Here is a 20,425-nt window from a genome sequence, read left to right on the forward strand (position 1 = left end):
GGCGCTACCGTCCCAGCGTGCCCGACCCGCCCGCCGCCCCGCCCGCCGTCGCGCAGCTGCTGGCCCGGCAGGCGCGCGCCTGCCAGCAGCTCGGGTCGCCGATGTACGCGGCGCTGCTCGAGCGCCTCGCGCAGGACGCCTCAGCTGGCGGCCCCACGGCGCAGCTGCTCGCGCCCTGGGCCGGTGCGGGCGCCGGCGACGCGGTGCCCCTGCGGCTGATGGGCGCCGTGCACCGGCTGGTGCTCGAGCGGCAGGCGCCGCGGCTCGCCCTGCACTACCCCTCGGTCGGCGGCTCGTTCGCGGGCGCCGACGCCGCCTGGCCGGCCCTGCTCGAGCTGGTCGCCGACCCGCCGCAGGCCCTGCTCCAGGCCCTCGAGCGCGTGCCGCAGACCAACGAGGTCGGCCGAGCGGCCGCGCTCGCCGGCGGCCTGCGGCACGTGGCGGCCGCCACCGGGTCCTCGCGGGTGCGGCTGGTCGAGCTCGGCGCCAGCGCCGGGCTCAACCTGGCGGTCGAGCGGTTCCGCGTCGGCGGTGCCGGCGACCCGTGGGGGCCGGCCGACGCGCGGGTGCGCCTCGACGACGCGTGGACCGGCGCTGCGCCGCCGAGCGCGGACGTCGAGGTCGTCGAGGCGGTGGGCGTCGACCTCGACCCGGTCGACGTCGCGAGCACCGAGGGCCGGCTGCTGCTCACCGCGTACGTCTGGGCCGACCAGGTCGAGCGGGTCGAGCGGCTGCGCGCTGCGTTCGAGACGGTCGGCTCGTCGCCGCCCCCGGTCGTCGCCGGCGACGCCGCCGCCTTCGCGGAGGGGCTCGAGCTCGTCGAGGGCGTCACGACGGTCGTCTGGCACAGCGTCTTCCGGCAGTACGTCCCCGCACCCGCCCGCGGCCGGCTCGCTACCGCGCTCGACTCGCTCGCGCGGAGCGCCGGACCTGGCGCCGGCTTCGCCCACCTGCGCCTCGAGCCGCGCGAGGGCGACGACGGGCCGGGCGGGGACGCGGAGGTGCGGCTGCGGGTCGGCACCGGGGCGGACCGGCTGCTGGGGAGCGCGCCGGCCCACGGCGTACCGGTCACGTGGCGTCACGCGGTGTGAGCCGGGGGTTGACCGGACGCGGATCGGCGAGGAACGTGTAGGCCCATGAGAGGCACGCCGACGTGCCCGCGCTGCGGTGGCGCGGTGCAGCCCCCGGGGCTGTGGTCGAGCGCCTGGACGTGCGCGACCCACGGCGCCGTCCTCCCGCAGCCGGCCCCCCACCAGCCCACGGTCCAGCACGTCGTCGACCTCGTGGCCCGCTCGAAGGTGCCGGTGTGGCTGCCGTGGCCGCTGCCGCGCGGCTGGGTGGTCACCGGCGTCACGTGCGCGGGCGACGAGCGCTCAGGGACGGTCGCCGCGGGGCTCGCGCTCTCCGGCCCCGCGCCGCTGGGCGGGCCGGGCGAGATGCTGCTCGTCGCCGAGGAGCCCGGCGTCGGCATGGGCGCCCGCTACGCCGGCATCCCCGGTCCCGACCCGGGGCCGGTGTCCGACCGGCCGCCGCACGCGCGCGTCCACGCCGCCGGCCACCCCACGGCGCTGTGGTGCGTGACCTCGGCCGACTCCTGCGCCGCCTACGCGGGCGAGGCGCTCGGGTGCTGGGTCTACGTGCTGCTGTGGCCCGAGACCGCCGGCGCGATGCTGCTCGAGGGTCTCGAGCTCACCGACGCCCGCGAGCTCGGGCACGAGCTCGAGCTGCTGCCCACCGGCGCGCTGACCCCGCGGCTGGCAGCGGCTCCCGCCGTCGCCTGAGCGTCACCCCCCGCCGTTAGGCTGCGCGCCTGATGCGCATCGACCTGCACACCCACTCCACGGCCTCCGACGGCACCGACTCGCCGGCCGAGCTCGTGCGCGCCGCGGCCGCGGCGGGGCTCGACGTCGTCGCCCTGACCGACCACGACACGACGGCGGGCTGGGACGAGGCCGCAGCCGCGTTGCCCGACGGGCTCACCCTCGTGCGCGGCGCCGAGATCTCCTGCCGCTACAAGCAGGTCAGCCTCCACCTGCTCGGCTACCTGTTCGACCCCGACGACCCGCGCCTCGCCGCTGAGCTCGAGCGGGTGCGGGCCAGCCGCGTGCCGCGGGCGCGCGAGATGGTCGACCGGCTGCGCGCCTCGGGCGTGCCGGTGAGCTGGGACCAGGTCCTCGACGAGCTCGAGCCGGGGGCGACCGTCGGCCGCCCCCACATCGCCGACGCGCTCGTACGCAGTGGTGTCGTCCGCGACCGCGGCGAGGCCTTCGCCGGGCTGCTCAACAGCAGGAGCCCGCACTACGTGCGCCACCGCTCCCTCGACCCGGTCGCCGCGGTCCGGGCCGTGCGGGCGGCGGGCGGCGTACCCGTGCTGGCCCACCCGTTCGCCCGGCACCGCGGCGCGGTGCTCGACGACGGTGCGGTGGCCGCGATGGCCGAGGCCGGGCTCGCCGGGCTCGAGGTGCACCACCGCGACCACAGCGCCGAGGACGTCGTCCGGCTGCAGCGCCTCGCGCGCGGGCTCGGGCTGCTCCAGACCGGGTCGAGCGACTACCACGGCGCCGGGAAGGCCAACCGGCTCGGCGAGAACCTCACCGCGCCCGAGGTCTACGACGCGATCCTCGCCCAGGCCGGGCAGGCCGGGCAGGTGGCGCGCGGTGGCTGACGACATCCGCTTCCTCGGCTCGGTGTTCGTCACGCTGTTCGTGATCATGGACCCGCCCGGCACCATCCCGCTGTTCCTCAGCCTCACCAGCGGGCGCACGACCGCGCTGCGCCGCCGGGTCGCGTGGCAGGCGTCCTCCACGGCCCTGCTGGTCATCGCCGCGTTCGCGCTGTTCGGCCAGCAGCTGCTCGACTACCTCGGCATCACGCTGCCGGCCCTGCAGTGCTCGGGCGGCCTGCTGCTCCTGCTCGTGGCGCTCGAGCTGCTGACGGGCAACGACTCCGAGCCCTCGGTGCAGCGCGACACGAACGTCGCCCTCGTGCCGCTCGGCACGCCGCTGCTCGCCGGGCCGGGTGCCATCGTGGCGACGATGGTCTTCGTGCGCCAGGTGCACACCTGGGAGCGCGGGGTCTTCCTGGCGCTCGGCGTGGTGCTGGTCCACCTCGTGCTGTGGCTGACGATGCGCTACTCCGTCGGCATCATCAAGGTCATCAAGGAGAGCGGCGTCCTGCTCGTCACCCGCATCTCGGGCCTGCTGCTCTCGGCGATCGCCGTGCAGATGGTCGCCAACGCGGTGCGGGCGTTCATCAGCGCCGGCTGAGCCGCCGGAAGCCGTCAGGAGCGCAGCAGGTCGGGGCAGGCCCGCCCGATGACGCGCACGAGCGCCAGGCTCAGGCTCGCGCCGTAGAGGTTGGCCGTCTCGGTGGGGGCACCGGGCACGACGCTGCCCTCCACCTGGAGCAGTGCGTCGTTGTCGGGGTCGGTCGGCAGGTGCAGCGCCTTGCAGGAGGTGACCCGCAGCACCACTGTCGCCGCGCTGGCCGCCACGGAGGTCGTGTGGATCGGCCAGCCCTCGCCGGTGCTGGCCTCGAGACCGGCGACGGCCGAGCGGATGCCGGTCAGGACCGGAGCCTGCGCGCCGTCGCGCACGACCGGCGGCCCGATGCCGAGGACCAACTGCGAGGCGGTGTCGCTCCTGCGCCTGTTGACCAGCACCGCGGTGTCGAAGACCAGCTGGTTGAGCGTCTGGATGCCGCAGTCGCTCGCCCAGACGTCGCTCAGGCCGTTGAGCAGGAAGTCGCGGCCGTCGCGCAGCAGCACGCTGCGCACGGTGCCGTCCGTCGTGCGCACGCGCAGGCGGAGGTCGCCGGAGGCCAGCGGGTGGCCGCAGGCGCGCTCGAGCGGGATCGTCAGGGTGGCGCCCTCGTCGGCCGGCACGGGCAGGGGCACCTGCACCGCGTCCTGCGACCCGAGGTTGCCGGCCGTCACGGTCACCGCCGCCGACCCCCGGTTGGCGAGGTAGACGTCGGCCCGCTCCGGCAGGCCCGTCTCGTCGAAGGTGGGCACGATGCCGGTCACGCGCAGGTCGACCGAGGCCAGTCGGGCCTGCCGCTCGTCGCGCGCGTGCGCCGAGGAGACGCTCCAGGCGCCGGCAGCGGCACCGCACGCGGTAGCCACGACCGCCGCGACGACGGTGCGGCTCGGGCGGCTCGGGCGGCGGAGCAGGGTCGCGCGGAGCCGGTCGCGCACGGGCGGGCGAGGGGGTTTCGGTCCACCCGCGCGGTCGGCGTCCGACGCGTCGAGCTCGACCGGCTCCAGCATCTCGAGGCCCGCGGGGTCGGCCGCACGCCCCGGACCCGCGACGGGGCCGGCACCGCCCCGGCTGTCGAGCAGCTCCACGTCCCCGACGATAGGCGCCCCGCGGGCGCGGCGCTCGGCGATGCCGCCGCTCGCCCCGGCGCTCAGCGCAGGTCGATCTCGAACCAGACGCACTTGCCCGAGTCGTCGGCCCAGAGCCCCCAGCGCGAGGACAGCGAGGCGACCAGGCTGAGCCCCCGGCCGCCCAGCCGCTCGCCGGCCGGACCGTTGACCGGCCCGACGTGGGGGTGGGACTCCCGGTCGCTGTCGTGCACCTCGACGTGCACCCGGCCGCCGGGCACGGCGACGCGCAGCTCCACCGGCGGCTCGCCGTGCAGGATGGCGTTGGTCACGAGCTCGCTCACCAGCAGCACCGCGGAGTCGGCGACCTCGCCGTCGATGCCCTGGGAGTGCAGGTGCGACGCCATCTGGTGGCGCGCGGCAGCCACCTCGCGCGGGTCGGCGGACAACGGCGCGCGCAAGTCGATCGTGGGGATGACGACCTCCTTCGCGCTGCAGCACGCCGTGTTCTCGACGCCCTCTGGGAGGGCTTGTGCCCCCGCGCGCACCGGTCTACCCCTCGTCCGGGATGCGGATCGCAGACCTGGGTGCTATGCCCCGAGCCAGTGCCCGAGCAGGACCCGCGCGGTGGCCTCCGGAGCCTCGTAGGCGGGGGAGTGCGCGGCGTCGGGGACCACGACGTAGCGCGCGCCGAGCCGCCGGGCCATGTCGGCCTGCTGCTCCGGCGTCCAGGCGTCGTCGTCGGCCCCGTGGGCCACGAGCACGGGCACACCGGCGGCCCGGAGCACCGCGGCCAGCTCGTCGACCGTGTCGGGGCGCGACACCAGTTCGCGGGCCATCACGAGGTAGCCCTCGTGCGCCGAGCGCACCCACCGGCGCTGGAGGAACTCCTGCACCTCGGGCGCCGGCGTGCCCGGCGCCGGAGCGCCCGCCGCCTCGTGCGCCTGCTTGAGCTCCCACGCCTGGTCGAGCGGGACGCCGGGCAGCGCGGCCAGCAGCAGCTCGGCGTCGTCGGTGCGCGCACCCGGCGGCAGCGCGCCCGGGCCCGTGCACAGCAGGGTCAGCGACGCCAGCGCCCCCGGCGCCGCCCTCGCCGCCTCCTGCGCCACCAGACCGCCGAAGCTGTGGCCGAGCAGGTGCACCGGGCCGTCCCCCAGGGACGCGGCGCGCTCGGCCACCTCCGCGGCGAGCTGCTCCACCGCGTACCCCTCGGGGCGGTCGGCGTGCGGCGACTCGTACTGGCCGCGCAGGTCGACCGCGACGGCGCGCACGCCGCCGGCGGCGAGCAGCGGTAGCAGGGGGAGGAAGTCCTCCTTCGACCCGGTGAAGCCCGGCAGGAGCAGCGCCGTGCCGCGCGCTTCGCCGGTGGGCCGCGCCTCGACGCCGGCCCACGCGTCGGCGCCCGCGCCGACCGCCAGGTCGCGCAGGTCGGGGTGCCGGGTCAGCGTGCGAGGGAGAGCCACGGCTCACGAGCCTACGTGGCGGGCCCGAGGCGCGAGCCGGTGCGCGGGACGGCGTGCAGGCGTACGTCGTGGACCGCGCCGTCGGCCAGGCGCAGGGTCGTGCACGTGCAGACCGGCTGCCGGCGCCGGTCGGTGGGCGAGCCCGGGTTCAGCAGGCGAAGGCCGCCCGGGGCGCTCGTGTCCCACGGGACGTGGCTGTGGCCGAAGACCAGCAGGTCGGTCTCCGGGAACTCGGCCTGCATCCGCAGCTCGCGCCCGGCGGCCGGGCCCGTCTCGTGGACGACCGAGAGGCGTACGCCCTCCACCGTCGCGTGCGCGCGCTCCGGCAGCCGCGCCCGCAGAGCGGGGCCGTCGTTGTTGCCGTGGACGCCGAGCAGCCGGGCGGCGCGCTGCTCGAGCTCGTCGAGCAGCGCCACGTCCACCCAGTCGCCCGCGTGGACGACGAGGTCGGCCTCCTCGACCGCGACCCACACCGCGTCCGGCAGCGAGCGGGCCCGGCGGGGCACGTGGGTGTCGGCGAGCAGCAGCAGCCGGGTGCCCGGCGGGCGGGCCGCCACCGGACTAGTCGGCGTCGCCCGCGGCGGCCGGCGCAGGTTGCTGGGCGGCGTCGCCGCCGGCCGAGGAGCTGGGACGGCGGCGACGCCGGCGGCGGGGCTCGCCGCCCTCGCCGGTCGCGGCGTCCGGTGCGGCGACCGAGGTCTCCGGTCCCTCGGCTGCGGCACCCGGGGTGAGGGCCTCGCCCGAGCGCGTGCGCCGGCGGTTGCGCGATCGGGGAGGGCGGGCCGGGCGCTCCTGCTCGGGGGCGTCGTCGGCAGCAGCGGCCTCGGTGCGGGCGCCGGACCGGCGGCCGCCGTCGTGGCCGTGGCGCCCGGCCCTGTCGTCGCCCGTGCGGCCGCCGCGCGCCTGGCGCTTGCCGGTCTCGCCGAGGTCCTCGACCTGCTCGGCCGAGAGGCCCTCGCGGGTGCGCTCCGCGCGGGGCAGGACGCCCTTGGTGCCCGGCGGGATGTTGAGCAGCGTGTAGAGGTGCTCGGAGGAGGAGTAGGTCTCCACCGGCGTGTAGAACGAGAGGCCGAGCGCCTTGTTGATGACCGACCAGCGCGTGGTGTCGGCCCAGTCGACGAGCGTCACCGCGATGCCCGACGCGCCGGCGCGGCCGGTGCGCCCGATGCGGTGCAGGTAGGTCTTCTCGTCGTCGGGGCACTCGTAGTTGACGACGTGGGTGACGCCCTCGACGTCGATGCCGCGCGCGGCGACGTCGGTGGCGACCAGCACGTCGACCTTGCCGTTGCGGAACGCGCGCAGCGCCTGCTCGCGGGCGCCCTGGCCGAGGTCGCCGTGCACCGCGGCCGCGGCGAACCCGCGCTCGGCCAGGTCGTCGGACACCCGCGCGGCGGCCCGCTTGGTGCGGGTGAAGATCATCACGAGCCCGCGGCCCTCGGCCTGCAGCAGGCGGGCGAGGACCTCGGGCTTGTCGAGCGCGTGCGCCTGGAAGACGTGCTGCTCGATGTTGGCGACGGTGGCGTCCTCGTCGTCCGGGTTCACCGCGTTGATGTGCGTCGGCTGGGTCATGTACTGCCGCGCGAGCGAGACGACCGCGCCGGGCATCGTGGCCGAGAACAGCATCGTCTGCCGCGAGGCGCGGGTCTGGGCCAGGATGCGCTCGACGTCGGGCAGGAAGCCCAGGTCGAGCATCTCGTCGGCCTCGTCGAGCACCAGCATGCTGACGAAGGACAGGTCGAGGTGGCCCTGCTTGGCCAGGTCGAGCAGGCGGCCCGGGGTGCCGACCACGATCTCGACGCCCTTGCGCAGCGCCTCGACCTGCGGCTCGTAGGCGCGACCGCCGTAGACCTGCAGCACGCGCACGCCGCGCGCGCCGCCCGCCAGGTCGATGTCCTTGGCGACCTGCACGGCGAGCTCGCGGGTCGGGACGACCACGAGCGCCTGCGGCTTGCCCGGCGCCTCGGACGTCGCGTCGTCGCCGGGGGCCACCACGCGCTGGAGCAGCGGGATGCCGAAGCCGAGCGTCTTGCCGGTGCCGGTCTTTGCCTGGCCGATGATGTCGGACCCCGCCAGCGCGACCGGGAGCGTCATCTCCTGGATCGGGAAGGGGTGGACGATGCCGACGGCCTCGAGGGCGTCAGCGGTGGCGGCGAGTACGCCGAGGTCGCGGAAGGTGGTCAGCGGAGTGCCTCTCTAGAGTGCGCCGCGGAGCCCGCTCGGGCGGGCTCCACGCGGTGCACGCGGGGGTCGGGTGCCGATCGGGGCACCGACCGGGCTCTCCCGTGAACGCCAGCCATGCTACCCGCGATGGGTACGCTGCCCGCCGTGACCGATCGCAGCGCTCCCGACGACATCCTCGACGGGCGCCCGGACGACGCTGCCTACCGCCGCGGGGTCGTGTCGCTGCTGGGCCTGCTGGCCGTCGGCGAGCTGCTGGGCTTCGAGCGCCTCGCCACCGACGCGGCGGCCGCGCCTCGGCTCTCAGACCGAGCGGCGCTGCAGGCGCTGGCGGCCACCGAGCAGGCGCACTTCGCGCTCCTGCAGGAGCGGCTGGTCGCGCTCGGCGCCGACGTCGAGGCCACCATGACGCGCTACCTGCCGGCCTTCGAGGAGTTCCACCGGCGCACCGCGCCCAGCGACTGGCTCGAGGGCCTCGTCAAGGCCTACGTCGGCGACGCCATCGCGCGCGACTTCCTGCGCGAGGTGAGCGGCAGCGTCGGGCCCTCGACCCGCGAGCTGGTGCTGCGCGCGCTCGAGGACGCCGGCCACGCCGACTTCGTCATCGCCCGGGTGCGCGCCGCCGTCGAGGCCGACCACCGCGTGGCCGGCCGCCTGGCGCTGTGGGGCCGGCGCTTGGTCGGCGAGGCGCTCAGCCAGGCCCAGCACGTCGCTGCCGAGGACGACGAGCTCACCGAGCTGCTGGCCGGCACGCCCGAGCGGCCCGGCACCGACCTGGTCGCGCTGAGCTCGATGTTCACGCGGCTCACCGAGGCGCACACGCGGCGGATGGCGGCGCTGGGCCTCTCGGCGTGAGGACCGCGCGGGCGGGCCGGCGCTAGCTGACGATGGCGCCGAAGCCCACGCGCCGCACCTCGGGCACGCCGATCTCGACGTAGGCCAGCTTGTCGACGGCGACGATCACCTGGCGGCCCTTGTCGTCGCTCAGCGTCAGGACGCCGCCCGCCGCGATCGCGGCCGCCACGGCGGCCGAGACCTCGTCGGCGGTCTGCGCGCTCTCGACGACGAGCTCGCGAGCCGCCTGCTGGACACCGATCTTGACCTCCACGGCCGCTCCTCTTCTCGCGCTCGGACCGGCGGCGCAGGGTGTCTCGCCACCGGCAGCCGCAGGCTACCCCGGCCCGGAGCGGCCGGCGCCGGTCGCGCCGCCCGCTCCGCGCTCAGCGGAAAACGGGAGCCTCAGGGGTAGTCGTCGCGGTCGCCGAGCGGCACGTCGCGGGCCTGCTCGACCAGGTCGCCCTCGTCGGCCTCGACGGTCGCGGCGGTGCCGGCGGCAGGCGAGGCGCCGGCCGCCGCGGTGCCGGGGGCCAGCTCGTCGCCCGCGACCGTCCGCGCCTGCTCCTGGGCGTCGGCGTCGGGGACCTCGGTGGGGACCTCGGCCGGCCCGCCCGCCGCACCGCCCGCCAGGTCGTCGCTGCCGCTCGTGGGTGTGCTCATGACCTCCCCCGTCCCCGGACCGCGCCCGGCACTCGTCGGACCTGAGATGCTTGACCTGCCGGGAATGCGCGGGCGGCCCCGTGGGGTTGCCCACGGCGTCGCCCTGAGGAGGAGATCATCGTGCCGTTGCCCCCGCTCGTCGAGCCTGCCGAGTCCCTGTCGGTCGACGAGGTGCGCCGCTACTCGCGCCACCTGATCATCCCCGACGTCGGCATGGTCGGGCAGAAGCGGCTGAAGAACGCCAAGGTGCTCGTCGTGGGCGCCGGCGGCCTCGGCAGCCCCGCGCTGCTCTACCTGGCCGCGGCCGGCGTCGGCACCCTGGGCATCGTCGACTTCGACACCGTCGACGAGTCCAACCTCCAGCGCCAGGTCATCCACGGCCAGTCCGACATCGGCAAGCCGAAGGCCGTCTCGGCCAAGGAGTCCGTGGCCGAGGTGAACCCGTACGTCGACGTCGTCCTCCACGAGGAGCGGCTCGACGAGGACAACGTCCTGCGGATCTTCGAGCCCTACGACCTGATCCTCGACGGCACCGACAACTTCGCCACGCGCTACCTCGTCAACGACGCGGCCGTGCTGCTGGGCAAGCCCTACGTCTGGGGCTCGATCTACCGCTTCGAGGGCCAGGTCAGCGTCTTCTGGAACGAGCACGGGCCCAACTACCGCGACCTCTACCCCGAGCCCCCGCCGCCCGGGATGGTCCCCTCGTGCGCCGAGGGCGGCGTGCTGGGCGTGCTCTGCGCCTCGATCGGGTCGATCATGGTCACCGAGGCGATCAAGCTGATCACCGGCATCGGCGAGACGCTGCTCGGCCGGCTGATGGTCTACGACGCGCTCGAGATGTCGTACCGCACGCTCAAGCTGCGCAAGGACCCCGACGGCCAGCCGATCACGGCGCTGCTGGGCGACTACGAGGCGTTCTGCGGCGCGGTCTCCGAGGAGGCGTCCGAGGCGGTCAAGGGCGCGACCATCGGCGTGCAGCAGCTCGAGCAGTGGCTCAAGGAGCGGGCCGAGGGCGAGCGCGACTTCGTGCTCGTCGACGTCCGCGAGCCCAACGAGGCCGAGATCAACTCGATCCCCGGCGCCGTGCTGATCCCCAAGGGCGAGTTCCTCAACGGCTCCGCGCTCGAGACGCTGCCGCAGGACAAGCAGGTCGTCCTGCACTGCAAGACGGGTGTGCGCTCGGCCGAGGTGCTGGCCGTGCTCAAGGGGGCCGGTCTCGCCGACGCCGTGCACGTGGGCGGCGGGGTCAGCGCCTGGGTCAGCCAGATCGACCCGAGCCAGCCCTCCTACTAGTCGGTCGCGCCGCAGCCGCCGAGGTGGACCCGACCCCCTTCGCCGAGCGCGTGCTCGAGCTCGTCGAGCGCGTGCCGGCGGGGTCGGTGACCACCTACGGCGACCTCGCCGAGATGCTCGGGGAGGGCGGCCCGCGGGGCGTGGGCGCCGTCATGGCCCGGTGGGGCGGCGGCGTGCCGTGGTGGCGCGTGATCCGCTCCGACGGCCGCCCGCCCGCCCACAAGTCCGACGAGGCGGTGCGCCGGCTGGTGGCCGAGGGCGTGCCGCTCGCGGGCGAGCGGGTCGACCTCTCGCGCGCCCGCTGGCGGGGCTGAGCCTGCGCTCGAGCCCGTCCGCGGAGCCGCTCGCCGGGACAGTGTCAGTGCCGTGTGGTGGCATGGCCCCGACATGGAGAGCACCACCACCTTCACCCTGCTGGCGCCGACGGCCGCCCCCGCGCTGCGCCCGGTCCTCGACCCGGCCCAGGCGGCCGTGGCGGCCCACCGGGAGGGCCCGCTGCTCGTGCTGGCGGGTCCGGGCACCGGCAAGACCACCACGCTGGTCGAGTCGGTCGCCTCCCTCGTCGAGGACGAGCAGCGCCCGCTGCGGCCCGACCAGGTGCTGGTGCTGACGTTCAGCCGCAAGGCGGCCGGCGAGCTGCGCGAGCGCATCACCGCCCGGCTCGGGCGGGCCACCGGCGAGCCCATGGCCTGGACCTTCCACTCGTTCGCCTACGCGCTGGTGCGGGCCCACTCGCCCGCCGACGCCTTCACCGAGCCGCTGCGGCTGCTGTCGGCGCCCGAGCAGGACGTCGTGGTCCACGAGCTGCTCGAGGGCAACGCCGCCGGCGAGGGCCGCGTCGACTGGCCCGAGCGGCTGCGCCCGGCGCTCTCCACGCGCGGCATGGCCGAGGAGGTCCGCGCCGTGCTGTCGCGGGCCCGCGAGCTCGGGCTCGACCCGCCGCGCCTGGCGCAGCTGGGCCGCGAGGCCGGCCGCGACGACTGGGTGGCCAGCGCGGCGTTCTTCGCCGACTACCTCGACGTGCTCGACGCCCGCCTCGCCGTCGACTACGCCGAGCTGGTGCACCGCGCCTGCTTGCTGGCCGAGCAGCCCGAGGTCCAGGCTGCCCTGCGCGCCCGGTTCGCCGCCGTCCTCGTCGACGAGTACCAGGACACCGACCCCAGCCAGGAGCGGCTGCTGCGCGCCCTCGCCGGCGGCGGACGCCACCTCGTCGCGGTCGGCGACCCCGACCAGTCGATCTACGCCTTCCGCGGCGCCGACGTCAGCGGCATCCTCGAGCTGCCCGACCGGTTCCGCCAGCTCTCCGGGGCCGAGGCGCCGGTGCGGACCCTGCGCGTCTCGCGCCGAGCCGGCGCCGAGCTGCTGGCCGCGAGCCGCACGCTCGCCTCCCGCATGCCGGTGCGGGCGCTGCCCCGGTCCGTGGTCGCGGCCCACCGCGACCTGGTGCCGGCGCGACCGCCGGCCGACGACGGGCCTCCGGCCGTCGTCGTGCGCACCTACCCGACGGCAGGGGCGGAGGCCGACGCGGTCGCCGACCTGCTGCGCCGCGCCCACCTCGACGACGGGCTGCCCTGGTCGCGCATGGCGGTGCTCTGCCGCAGCGGCCGGCGCTCGGTGCCCTTGCTGCGCCGCGTGCTCGGCGCCGCCGGCGTGCCGGTCGAGGTGGCCGGCGACGAGCTGCCCCTGAGCGAGGAGCCGGCCGTGGCGCCGCTCCTGCTGGCCCTGCGCGTGGCGGGCGGGCAGGCGCGGGCCAGCGTCGAGCAGGTGGGCGAGCTGCTCCTCTCGCCGCTGTGCGGTGCCGAGCCCGGCGCGCTGCGCGCTCTCGCCCGCGACCTGCGCGCGGAGCAGCGCGCCGCCGGGCGCACACCCGACTCCTCGGCCGAGCTCCTCCGCGGCGCGGTCGAGCACCCCGAGCGGCTGGTGGCGGCCGACCAGCGGCTGGCGGCTCCGGTGCGGCGGCTCGGCCTGCTGCTGGCTCGCGTGCGCGAGCAGCTCGACCAGGGCGCGACCGGCGAGCAGGCGCTCTGGACGCTGTGGAGCGGCACCCGCTGGCCGCAGCGGCTCGAGCGGGCCGCGCTCACCGGCGGCCCGGCCGGCCGGGCCGCCGACCGCGACCTCGACGCGGTCTGCGGGCTGTTCGACGCCGCGGCGCGCGTCGAGCAGCGTCCCGGCGTGCGCGGCGTGCGCCTGCTGCTCGACGAGGTCGAGGCCCAGCGCATCCCCGGCGACACCCTCGCCGAGCGGGCCGTGCGCGGCGAGGCCGTCCGCCTGCTCACCGCCCACCGCTCCAAGGGCCTCGAGTGGGACCTCGTCGCCGTGGTCGGCGTGCAGGAGCGCGTCTGGCCGGACCTGCGCCGCCGCGGCAGCCTGCTCGAGCCCGAGCGCATCGGGGCCGACGGCGTCGTCGAGCCGCCGTCGTCGGCGGACCTGCTCGCCGAGGAGCGCCGGCTCTTCTACGTCGCGGTGACGCGGGCGCGCCGCACGCTCGTCGTGTCGGCCGTGGCCAGCGCCGACGACGACGGCGAGCGGCCGTCCCGGTTCCTCGACGAGCTCGGCGTGCCGGTCGTCGCCGTCGCCCGCCGGCCGCGTCGCACCCTCAGCGTGCCGGGCCTGGTCGCCGACCTGCGCCGCGCGAGCGTCGACCCCGAGGCCCCGCCCGGCCTGCGGGCGGCCGCCGTGGCGCAGCTCGCCCAGCTGGCCGCCGCCGAGGACGACTCCGGCGCGCCGCTGGTGCCGGCGGCCCACCTCGGGCGGTGGTGGGGACTGGTCGACACCACCGACCCCGGCGTGCCGCTGCGCCAGCCGGGCGCGCCGGTCGTGCTGTCGGGGTCCTCGCTCGCCGGGCTGGCGGAGTGCCCGCTCAAGTGGTTCCTCGAGCACGAGGCCCAGGCCACGACGGCGCGCACGTCGGCGCTCGGCTTCGGCAGCATCGTCCACGTGCTGGCCGACCGGGTGGCCACGGGCGAGCTCGCCGCCGAGCCGGCGGTGCTCGAGGCCGCGATCGACTCGGTCTGGAGCGAGCTGGCCTTCGAGGCGCGGTGGCAGTCGGCGCAGCAGCGGGCCGAGGCCAGCGCCGCCGTCGGCCGCTTCCTCGCCTGGCACGTCGCCACGCCGCAGCGCGGGCGCGAGCTGCTCGCCACCGAGCGCGAGTTCCGCGTCGAGGTGCCGACGCCCGACGGTCCGGTCGTCCTGCGCGGGAGCGCCGACCGGCTGGAGCGCGACGCCGACGGCGGCGTGCACGTCGTCGACTTCAAGACCGGCCGCACCCCGCTCAGCGCCCCCGAGGTGGCGCAGCACGCGCAGCTCGGCGTCTACCAGCGCGCCGTCGCCGCGGGCGCGTTCGAGGAGCTGGCCCCCGGTGCACCCGCCGGCGGCGCAGAGCTGGTCTGGCTGCGGCGCGACGACTCCGGGATGCCCAAGGTCTCGCCGCAGGCAGCGCTGGCCTCCGGCGACGACGGCACGACGTGGGTCGACGGCCTCGTCGAGGACGGCGCCCGGCTGGTCCGCACCGAGGGCTTCGCGCCCACGCCGGGCGACCAGTGCAGCCGCTGCATCCACCGTCGGGCGTGCCCGGCCCAGGCCGAGGGCGCGCAGGTGGTCCAGTGAGCCGGCTGCGCGACCCCGCGCAGCTGCGCGACCTGCTCGGGGTGCCCTTCAGCGCGCCGCAGCTGGCGGCCGTCGCGGCTCCGCTCGAGCCGGGCGTGGTCGTGGCCGGCGCGGGCTCCGGCAAGACCACCGTCATGGCGGCCCGCGTCGTGTGGCTGGTGGGCAGCGGACAGGTGCGGCCGGAGCAGGTGCTCGGGCTCACCTTCACCAACAAGGCGGCGGCCGAGCTCGCCGGGCGGGTCCGCACGGCGCTCGCGACGGCCGGCCTGCTCGAGGGCGAGGTCGACGGCCTGCCGACGGTGTCGACCTACCACGCCTACGCGGGGTCGCTGGTGCAGGAGCACGGCCTGCGCCTGGGTGTCGAGCCGCGCGCCGCCCTGCTGGCCGACGCCACGCGCTTCCAGCTGGCCGAGCGCGTCGTCCGTGCCGCACCCGGCCCCTTCGCGGGGCTGACCAAGCAGGTCTCCAGCATCGTCGCCGACCTGCTCGCGCTCGACGGCGAGCTCTCCGAGCACCTGGTCACGACCGAGCAGCTGCGGGCCCACGACCGGGCGCTCGCGGCCGAGGTCGACGCCCTGCCCAAGCTGACCCAGAAGCTGCGCGACGTCCGCGACACGGCGGTCAAGCGGATCGAGCTCGCCGGCCTGGTCGACGCCTACCGCGCCGAGAAGACCGCCCGGGCGCTGCTCGACTTCGGCGACCAGCTGGCCCTCGCCGCCCGCCTCGCCGAGGAGCAGCCGGCCGTGGCCGCCGCCGAGCGCGAGCGCTTCGCCGTGGTGCTGCTCGACGAGTACCAGGACACCTCGGTCGCCCAGCGCCGGATGCTCACCGGGCTGTTCGGCGCGGGGCACCCCGTGACCGCCGTGGGCGACCCGTGCCAGGCGATCTACGGCTGGCGGGGCGCGTCGGTGGCCAACCTCGACGACTTCCCCCGCCACTTCGCCCGCCGCGACGGCACCCCGGCGACGCGCACGAGCCTGACCGAGAACCGGCGCAGCGGGTCGCGGCTGCTCGAGCTCGCCAACACCCTGGCGGCCGCGCTCCACCTGCGCCACGCCGTCGAGCCGCTGGTCCCGTGCGAGGCCCGGCTCGACTCGGGCGAGACGGTGTGCGCCCTGCTGCCGACCTACGCCGAGGAGGTCGCCTGGGCGGCCGACCAGGTGCGCGCCGCCCTCGACGAGGGCACCCCGCCCGGGGAGGTGGCCGTGCTGGTGCGCGCCCGCAGCGACTTCGCCGCGCTGCACGCCGCGCTGGCCGAGCGCGAGGTGCCCGTCGAGGTCGTCGGGCTCGGCGGGCTGCTCGCGCTGCCCGAGGTGGCCGACGTGGTGGCCCTGCTCGAGGTCGCCGTCGACGCCACGGCCAACGCGGCGCTCGTGCGCCTGCTCACCGGCCCCCGCTGGCGCATCGGCCCCCGCGACCTGGCCCTGCTGGGCCGGCACGCCCGCGAGCTGGTGCGGGGCCTCGACGGCGTGGTCCCCGGGGCGCTCGAGCCCGGTGAGGGCGTCCACGTGGCGCTCTCCGAGGCCGTCGCGGGCACCGACCCGGCCGACGTCGTGTCGCTGCTCGACGCGCTGGAGCGGCCGGGCCCCGGGCACAGCCCCGAGGCGCGGGTGCGCTTCGCCGCCTTCGCCCGCGAGCTGGCCGACGTGCGCCGCAGCCTCGGCGACCCGCTGCTCGACGTGCTGACCCGCGTGGTCACCACCACCGGGCTCGACGTCGAGGTCGCGGCCAGCCCGTCGGCCGTGTCCGCCGGGCGGCAGGAGTCGCTCGCCGCCTTCCTCGACGTCGCCGCCCGCTTCGCCGACCTCGACGGCGCCGCCAGCCCCACCGCGTTCCTGGGCTTCCTGCGGGCGGCGGACGAATACGACCGGGGTCTCGACGCCACCGCTCCCAGCACGGCCGACACCGTCAAGCTGATGACCGCCCACAAGTCCAAGGGCCTCGAGTGGGACGTCGTGGTGCTGCCCGACCTCACCAAGGACGTCTTCCCGTCCAGCCGCGGCCGCTCGCGCTGGCCGACGACCGCGTCCGTGCTGCCCTCGCCCCTGCGCGGCGACGCCGACACCCTGCCCGAGCTGCTCGAGCTGACCGGCAAGAGCCTCGACGCCTACGTCGCCGAGGAGAAGGACGCCTCAGCGCTGGAGGAGCGCCGGCTCGGCTACGTCGCCGTCACCCGCGCCAGGCGCCGGCTCGTCGCCAGCGGGCACTGGTGGGGCCCGACCCAGAAGCGCAGGCGCGGGCCGTCGGAGTACCTCCTCACCACGCGCGCGCACGCGCTGGCCACCGGCGGTGTGGTCGCCGCCTGGGCCGACCCGCCGCCCGACGACGGGACGAACCCCCTGCGCGAGCTGCCCGCCAGCGCCTGGGTGTGGCCGGCGGCGCTCGAGCCGGAGGCGCTGGCCCGCCGGCGCTCGGCAGCCGCCGCGGTGCTGGAGGCGATGCGCACCCCCGTGCTGGCGTTCGACCCGCCGGCGCGCGACGAGCGGGGCGCCGCGGCCGGCGCGGCCGGAGACGAGCCCGACGACGACGAGGCCGCCGTCGTGCGCGGCTGGGCGCGCGACGCGGCGCTGCTGGTCGAGGAGGCGCGCGCGGCCCGCGCCCGCAGGCGCGAGGTCGAGCTGCCCACCTCGCTGACGACCACGCAGGTGCTCCGCCTGGCCGCCGACCCGGGCGCCCTCGCGCGCGACCTGGCCCGGCCGATGCCGCGCCCGCCCGCGACCGGTGCCCGCCGCGGCACGGCGTTCCACGCGTGGGTCGAGTCGCTGTTCTCCCAGCAGCCGCTGCTCGACCCCGACGAGCTGCCCGGCGCCGGTGACGCGGGCATCGACGACGACGCGGCCCTCGAGCGGCTGCGCGAGGCGTTCCTGCGCACGCCCTACGCCGAGCGCGCGCCCTACGCCGTGGAGGCGCCGTTCGCGATCCTGCTAGGCGGGCGCATGGTGCGCGGCCGCATCGACGCCGTCTACACCACCGACGACGGGTTCGAGGTCGTCGACTGGAAGACCGGGCGCGAGCGGGCCGACCCGCTGCAGCTGGCGGTCTACCGCGAGGCGTGGGCGCAGCTGCAGGGCCTCGAGCCCGAGCGGGTCGGCGCGGCGTTCCTCTACGTCGCGAGCGGCGTCGTCGAGCGGCCCGACCCGCTGCCCGGCCGGGCCGAGCTCGAGGCGCTGCTCAGCTCGAGCACCAGCGCGGCGTGGTCGGAGACGGGCAGCGGCACCGCGCGCGGCTCCGACGCCGACCAGCCCGACAGCCCGTCGCCCAGCACCGCGTCGAACGCGAGGCGCGGCCGGGCCGACGGGTAGGTCGGCACCCGGCCGACCTGCTGCCACCCGGAGACCCGCCCGGGCAGCCCGCCCGGCAGGTTGAGGTCGCCGAGCAGCACGCGCGGGGCCGGCAGCTCGGCCCGTGCCCAGCGCACCACCTGCCGCAGCTGGCGCACGTTGAAGCCCGGGACGAACGACAGGTGCGCGGTCACGACCGAGACCGGGCCGTCCGCGGTCTCCACGACCGCGGCCAGGGCGGCGCGCGGCTCGTCCGGCACGACGACCACGCGCGGGCGGGGGTCGCCGGGCACCACGAGGGGCGCGCCGAACGGCGCCGCGGCCAGCCGCAGCTCGGCCCAGCGCAGCACCGGCAGCCGCGAGAGCAGCGCGATGCCGTAGGCCGGCGAGCCCTGCACGACCTCGCCGAGGACGGTCGGTCGCCACGTGCGGTGGCGCCCCGGCGTACCCACCAGCGTCGGCAGCCAGCGCCAGTCCACCGCGCCCAGCGCGTCGGCGGCGACCGCCGCCTCGCGCAGCCCGTGGGAGCGCGGCTGCTCGGAGTCGACCTCCTGCAGGCCGAGGACGTCGGCGTCGAGGGCGGTCACCGCCGACCGCAGCGCCGCCTCGGACACCGTGCCGTCCGTGGTCGACACCCCGTGCAGCAGGTTCCAGGTCGCGAGCCGCAGCGCGGTCACCGCGGCAGCACCGTCACGTCGCCGGAGTCGGTGTGCGCCGTCACCCGGTGCGCGGAGGCGGAGTCCTGGCGGACGCGTACGGTGCGGGAGCCCGAGTCGGTCTCGATGCCGACGCGGTAGCCCACCGTCCCGGGCACCGCCACCCGCACCGTGCCGGAGTCGGTGGTCACGGTGACCGCGTCGGGCACCGCCGGCAGGTCGAGCCGCACGTCGCCGGAGTCGGCGTGCGCCTGCACCGTGGCCGCCGACCCGCCGCTGGCGCGGACCGCTCCGGAGTCGGTGCCGAGGTCGAGGTCGCCGACGACGTCGGTGACCGTGAGCGAGCCGCTGTCCGTGCGCGCCTTGAGCCGGCCCCGGGTGCCCTGGACGCTGAGCCTGTCGTCGGCCCGCAGGTCGAGGCTGGTGGCGCGCGGCACGCGCAGGGTGAGGGTCACGGCGGGGGTCCATCCGATCGACGCGGGGCACGACATGCGCACCACGAGTGTCGTCCCCTCCAGCGTGACGTTGTGGCGGGGGCGCGCCAGCGACCAGGAGTCCTTCCACGACAGGGCCGCGTCGGTGCGGTCCTCGCCGACCACGTGCACCGAGCCGCCGCACCAGCTGGAGGGCGCGACGCGCACGGCGGTGACGGTGCCGGCGACCGACGAGGTCGACGACGCGGAGTGCCGCGCCATGACGATGACCAGGTTGAGCGCCGTCCAGCCGATGCCCAGGACGGCGAAGACCGCTCCGACCACGAGCAGGGGCGTACGGGCGGGGTGCCGGCTCATGCCTGCGCTCCTTCGGCAGGGGCGGGGAGCTCGGCCCGCACGACGGTCGGACCGCCCGGGGGGCTGGTGACGGAGAACGTGCCGTCGACGCCGGCGAGCCGGCCGGCCAGGCCGCGCAGGCCGCTCCCGCGGGCGGTGTCGGCGCCGCCCCGGCCGTCGTCGCGCACCTCGAGCAGCAGGGTGTCGCCCACGCGGCGGGCCAGGACGCTGGCCTCGCGGGCGTCGGCGTGCTTCGCCACGTTGGTGAGCGCCTCGACCACCGTGTAGTAGGCGACCGCCTCGACGTCGGGGGCCGGACGCGGGTCGACCGAGATGTCGAGGTGCACGGGCAGGGGCAGCCGGGCGGCCACCGGCGCGAGCGCTGCGGCGAGCCCGCGGTCGGTGAGGATCGAGGGGTGGATGCCGCGGGCGAGGTCGCGGATCTCGGTCATGGCGAGCTTCGCCTCGCGGTGCGCCTCGGCCAGCAGCTCGCGGGCGCCCTCCGGGTCGGTCTCGAGCCGGTTCTGCGCGCGGCCCAGGCTCATGGCGAGCGAGACGAGCCGCTGCTGGGCGCCGTCGTGCAGGTCGCGCTCGATCCGCTGGCGCTCGGCGTCTGCGGCGGCCACGACGCCGGCCCGGGTCTCGGTCAGCGTGTCGACGCGGGCAGCGAGCTCGGCCCGCTCGTCGCGCCCGAGCAGGGTGCGCGCCAGCCAGACGTCGCCCGCTGCTGCGGCGCGCACGCCCCACGGCGCCAGGAACAGCACCATGACGCCGAGGAAGGTCCAGGCCGGCAGCGTCCACCCGTCGCGCAGCACCGCCAGCTGCGAGCGGTCCATCCGCGCGCTCCAGCCGAGCACCGTCGCGAGCGCGAGACCGCAGCCCGGCACGCCGAACGCGAGCACGCTGGTCACGACCGCGAAGGGCAGCGCGAGCAGGTGGTAGGACAGCTGGCGCCACTGCGTGCCGCTCCTGATCTCGGCCCGGGCCCGCTCGACCAGCCCGCCGCCGCGCCGGGGCGGGCTGGGGGCGGGGATGCGCACGCCGAGCACCGCCTCGATGCGCCCGCGCTGCATCCGCGCGAACGCCCGGCTGGCCGCGAAGGTCAGCAGCAGCAGGGGAACCCCGAGCAGGAAGAGCACCATCAGGCTGAGCGACAGCGCCAGGAGCACAACCACGACGGTGAAGGGCACGACGGCCACCAGCAGGTCGAGCGCGACGTGCGCCACGCTCGGCAGCAGCGCCGGCAGCGAGGCGCCCTCGGCGGCCTCGGCCCGCGCGGGGGCGGGCGGGCTCTCGGCGGGTGGGGCGGGGGCGTCGCCGCCGACGGGTGCAGTGGTCTCGGACACGTCCTCGA

18 protein-coding genes and 1 pseudogene are annotated in these 20,425 nt (G+C 76.9%); 9 read left to right on the plus strand and 10 right to left on the minus strand.

Going from position 1 to position 20,425, the window contains the following annotated elements; genetic code table 11:
• Positions 1-17 precede the first annotated feature (17 nt).
• From CLV35_RS13555 to CLV35_RS13570, 4 genes are read left to right on the plus strand one after another with little or no spacing between them, the layout of a single operon-like run.
• On the plus strand, positions 18-1,091 hold the full coding sequence (locus CLV35_RS13555; RefSeq protein ID WP_183061972.1) for a DUF2332 domain-containing protein: 1,074 nt from the start codon (positions 18-20) through the stop codon (positions 1,089-1,091).
• A gap of 45 nt (positions 1,092-1,136) precedes the next feature.
• Positions 1,137-1,781 (plus strand): DUF6758 family protein, encoded by a 645-nt coding sequence (locus CLV35_RS13560; RefSeq protein WP_121194037.1) that lies wholly within the window; start codon positions 1,137-1,139, stop codon positions 1,779-1,781.
• Positions 1,782-1,813: 32 nt separating this feature from the next.
• Positions 1,814-2,665, plus strand: coding sequence for a PHP domain-containing protein (locus CLV35_RS13565; protein WP_121194038.1), 852 nt, complete (start codon positions 1,814-1,816; stop codon positions 2,663-2,665).
• A gap of 46 nt (positions 2,666-2,711) precedes the next feature.
• Entirely contained in the window at positions 2,712-3,266 is a 555-nt protein-coding gene (locus tag CLV35_RS13570) for a MarC family protein (RefSeq protein WP_121194323.1), read from the plus strand.
• Positions 3,267-3,280: 14 nt separating this feature from the next.
• Here CLV35_RS13570 and CLV35_RS13575 read toward each other — a convergent pair whose 3' ends face one another.
• The 5 genes from CLV35_RS13575 to CLV35_RS13595 form a co-directional block, all read right to left on the minus strand.
• Positions 3,281-4,345, minus strand: a complete 1,065-nt coding sequence (locus CLV35_RS13575; RefSeq protein WP_121194039.1) for a hypothetical protein — start codon at positions 4,343-4,345, stop codon at positions 3,281-3,283.
• Positions 4,346-4,407: 62 nt separating this feature from the next.
• Entirely contained in the window at positions 4,408-4,872 is a 465-nt protein-coding gene (locus CLV35_RS13580; RefSeq protein ID WP_231121802.1) for an ATP-binding protein, read from the minus strand.
• A gap of 42 nt (positions 4,873-4,914) precedes the next feature.
• A complete protein-coding gene (locus tag CLV35_RS13585) occupies positions 4,915-5,787 on the minus strand; it encodes an alpha/beta fold hydrolase (RefSeq protein ID WP_231121803.1) in 873 nt (290 codons plus the stop codon).
• Positions 5,788-5,798: 11 nt separating this feature from the next.
• Positions 5,799-6,344, minus strand: a complete 546-nt coding sequence (locus CLV35_RS13590; protein ID WP_121194040.1) for a metallophosphoesterase family protein — start codon at positions 6,342-6,344, stop codon at positions 5,799-5,801.
• 4 nt (positions 6,345-6,348) lie between these two features.
• A complete protein-coding gene (locus CLV35_RS13595) occupies positions 6,349-7,878 on the minus strand; it encodes a DEAD/DEAH box helicase (protein ID WP_121194041.1) in 1,530 nt (509 codons plus the stop codon).
• 234 nt (positions 7,879-8,112) lie between these two features.
• Here CLV35_RS13595 and CLV35_RS13600 point away from each other — a divergent pair, with 234 nt between their 5' ends.
• Positions 8,113-8,820 (plus strand): ferritin-like fold-containing protein, encoded by a 708-nt coding sequence (locus CLV35_RS13600; RefSeq protein ID WP_231121804.1) that lies wholly within the window; start codon positions 8,113-8,115, stop codon positions 8,818-8,820.
• A gap of 22 nt (positions 8,821-8,842) precedes the next feature.
• Here CLV35_RS13600 and CLV35_RS13605 read toward each other — a convergent pair whose 3' ends face one another.
• Together CLV35_RS13605 and CLV35_RS20120 are read right to left on the minus strand one after the other, a co-directional pair.
• Positions 8,843-9,073 carry a DUF3107 domain-containing protein gene (locus CLV35_RS13605; RefSeq protein WP_121194043.1) on the minus strand — a complete coding sequence of 77 codons (231 nt, stop codon included), beginning with the start codon at positions 9,071-9,073 and terminating at the stop codon, positions 8,843-8,845.
• Positions 9,074-9,204: 131 nt separating this feature from the next.
• Positions 9,205-9,462, minus strand: coding sequence for a hypothetical protein (locus CLV35_RS20120; protein ID WP_183061973.1), 258 nt, complete (start codon positions 9,460-9,462; stop codon positions 9,205-9,207).
• Between the two features lie 120 nt (positions 9,463-9,582).
• Between CLV35_RS20120 and moeZ the strand changes: the two genes are divergently transcribed.
• From moeZ to CLV35_RS13630, 4 genes and pseudogenes are all read left to right on the plus strand, one after another.
• A complete protein-coding gene (gene moeZ / locus CLV35_RS13615; protein ID WP_121194045.1) occupies positions 9,583-10,758 on the plus strand; it encodes an adenylyltransferase/sulfurtransferase MoeZ in 1,176 nt (391 codons plus the stop codon).
• A gap of 23 nt (positions 10,759-10,781) precedes the next feature.
• On the plus strand, positions 10,782-11,072 hold the full coding sequence (locus tag CLV35_RS13620; RefSeq protein ID WP_121194046.1) for an MGMT family protein: 291 nt from the start codon (positions 10,782-10,784) through the stop codon (positions 11,070-11,072).
• A gap of 73 nt (positions 11,073-11,145) precedes the next feature.
• The gene (locus tag CLV35_RS13625) at positions 11,146-14,364 is read left to right on the plus strand and encodes an ATP-dependent helicase (RefSeq protein WP_121194047.1); all 3,219 of its coding nucleotides are present in this window, start codon (positions 11,146-11,148) and stop codon (positions 14,362-14,364) included.
• A 101-nt stretch (positions 14,365-14,465) separates the two neighbouring features.
• Positions 14,466-17,435: pseudogene (locus CLV35_RS13630) on the plus strand (UvrD-helicase domain-containing protein); the annotation flags it as partial.
• 32 nt (positions 17,436-17,467) lie between these two features.
• Here CLV35_RS13630 and CLV35_RS20525 read toward each other — a convergent pair.
• The 3 genes from CLV35_RS20525 to CLV35_RS13645 are packed head-to-tail and all read right to left on the minus strand — an operon-like array spanning position 17,468 to position 20,417.
• Complete coding sequence (locus CLV35_RS20525; RefSeq protein ID WP_407938214.1) at positions 17,468-18,313, minus strand: endonuclease/exonuclease/phosphatase family protein; 846 nt, start codon at positions 18,311-18,313, stop codon at positions 17,468-17,470.
• Between the two features lie 5 nt (positions 18,314-18,318).
• The gene (locus tag CLV35_RS13640; protein ID WP_121194050.1) at positions 18,319-19,092 is read right to left on the minus strand and encodes a DUF4097 family beta strand repeat-containing protein; all 774 of its coding nucleotides are present in this window, start codon (positions 19,090-19,092) and stop codon (positions 18,319-18,321) included.
• A complete protein-coding gene (locus CLV35_RS13645) occupies positions 19,089-20,417 on the minus strand; it encodes a sensor histidine kinase (RefSeq protein WP_121194051.1) in 1,329 nt (442 codons plus the stop codon). The genes CLV35_RS13640 and CLV35_RS13645 overlap by 4 nt, the downstream gene beginning before the upstream one ends.
• Positions 20,418-20,425 lie beyond the last annotated feature (8 nt).

The sequence above is a fragment of the Motilibacter peucedani genome (assembly GCF_003634695.1).
GTDB lineage: Bacteria > Actinomycetota > Actinomycetes > Motilibacterales > Motilibacteraceae > Motilibacter > Motilibacter peucedani.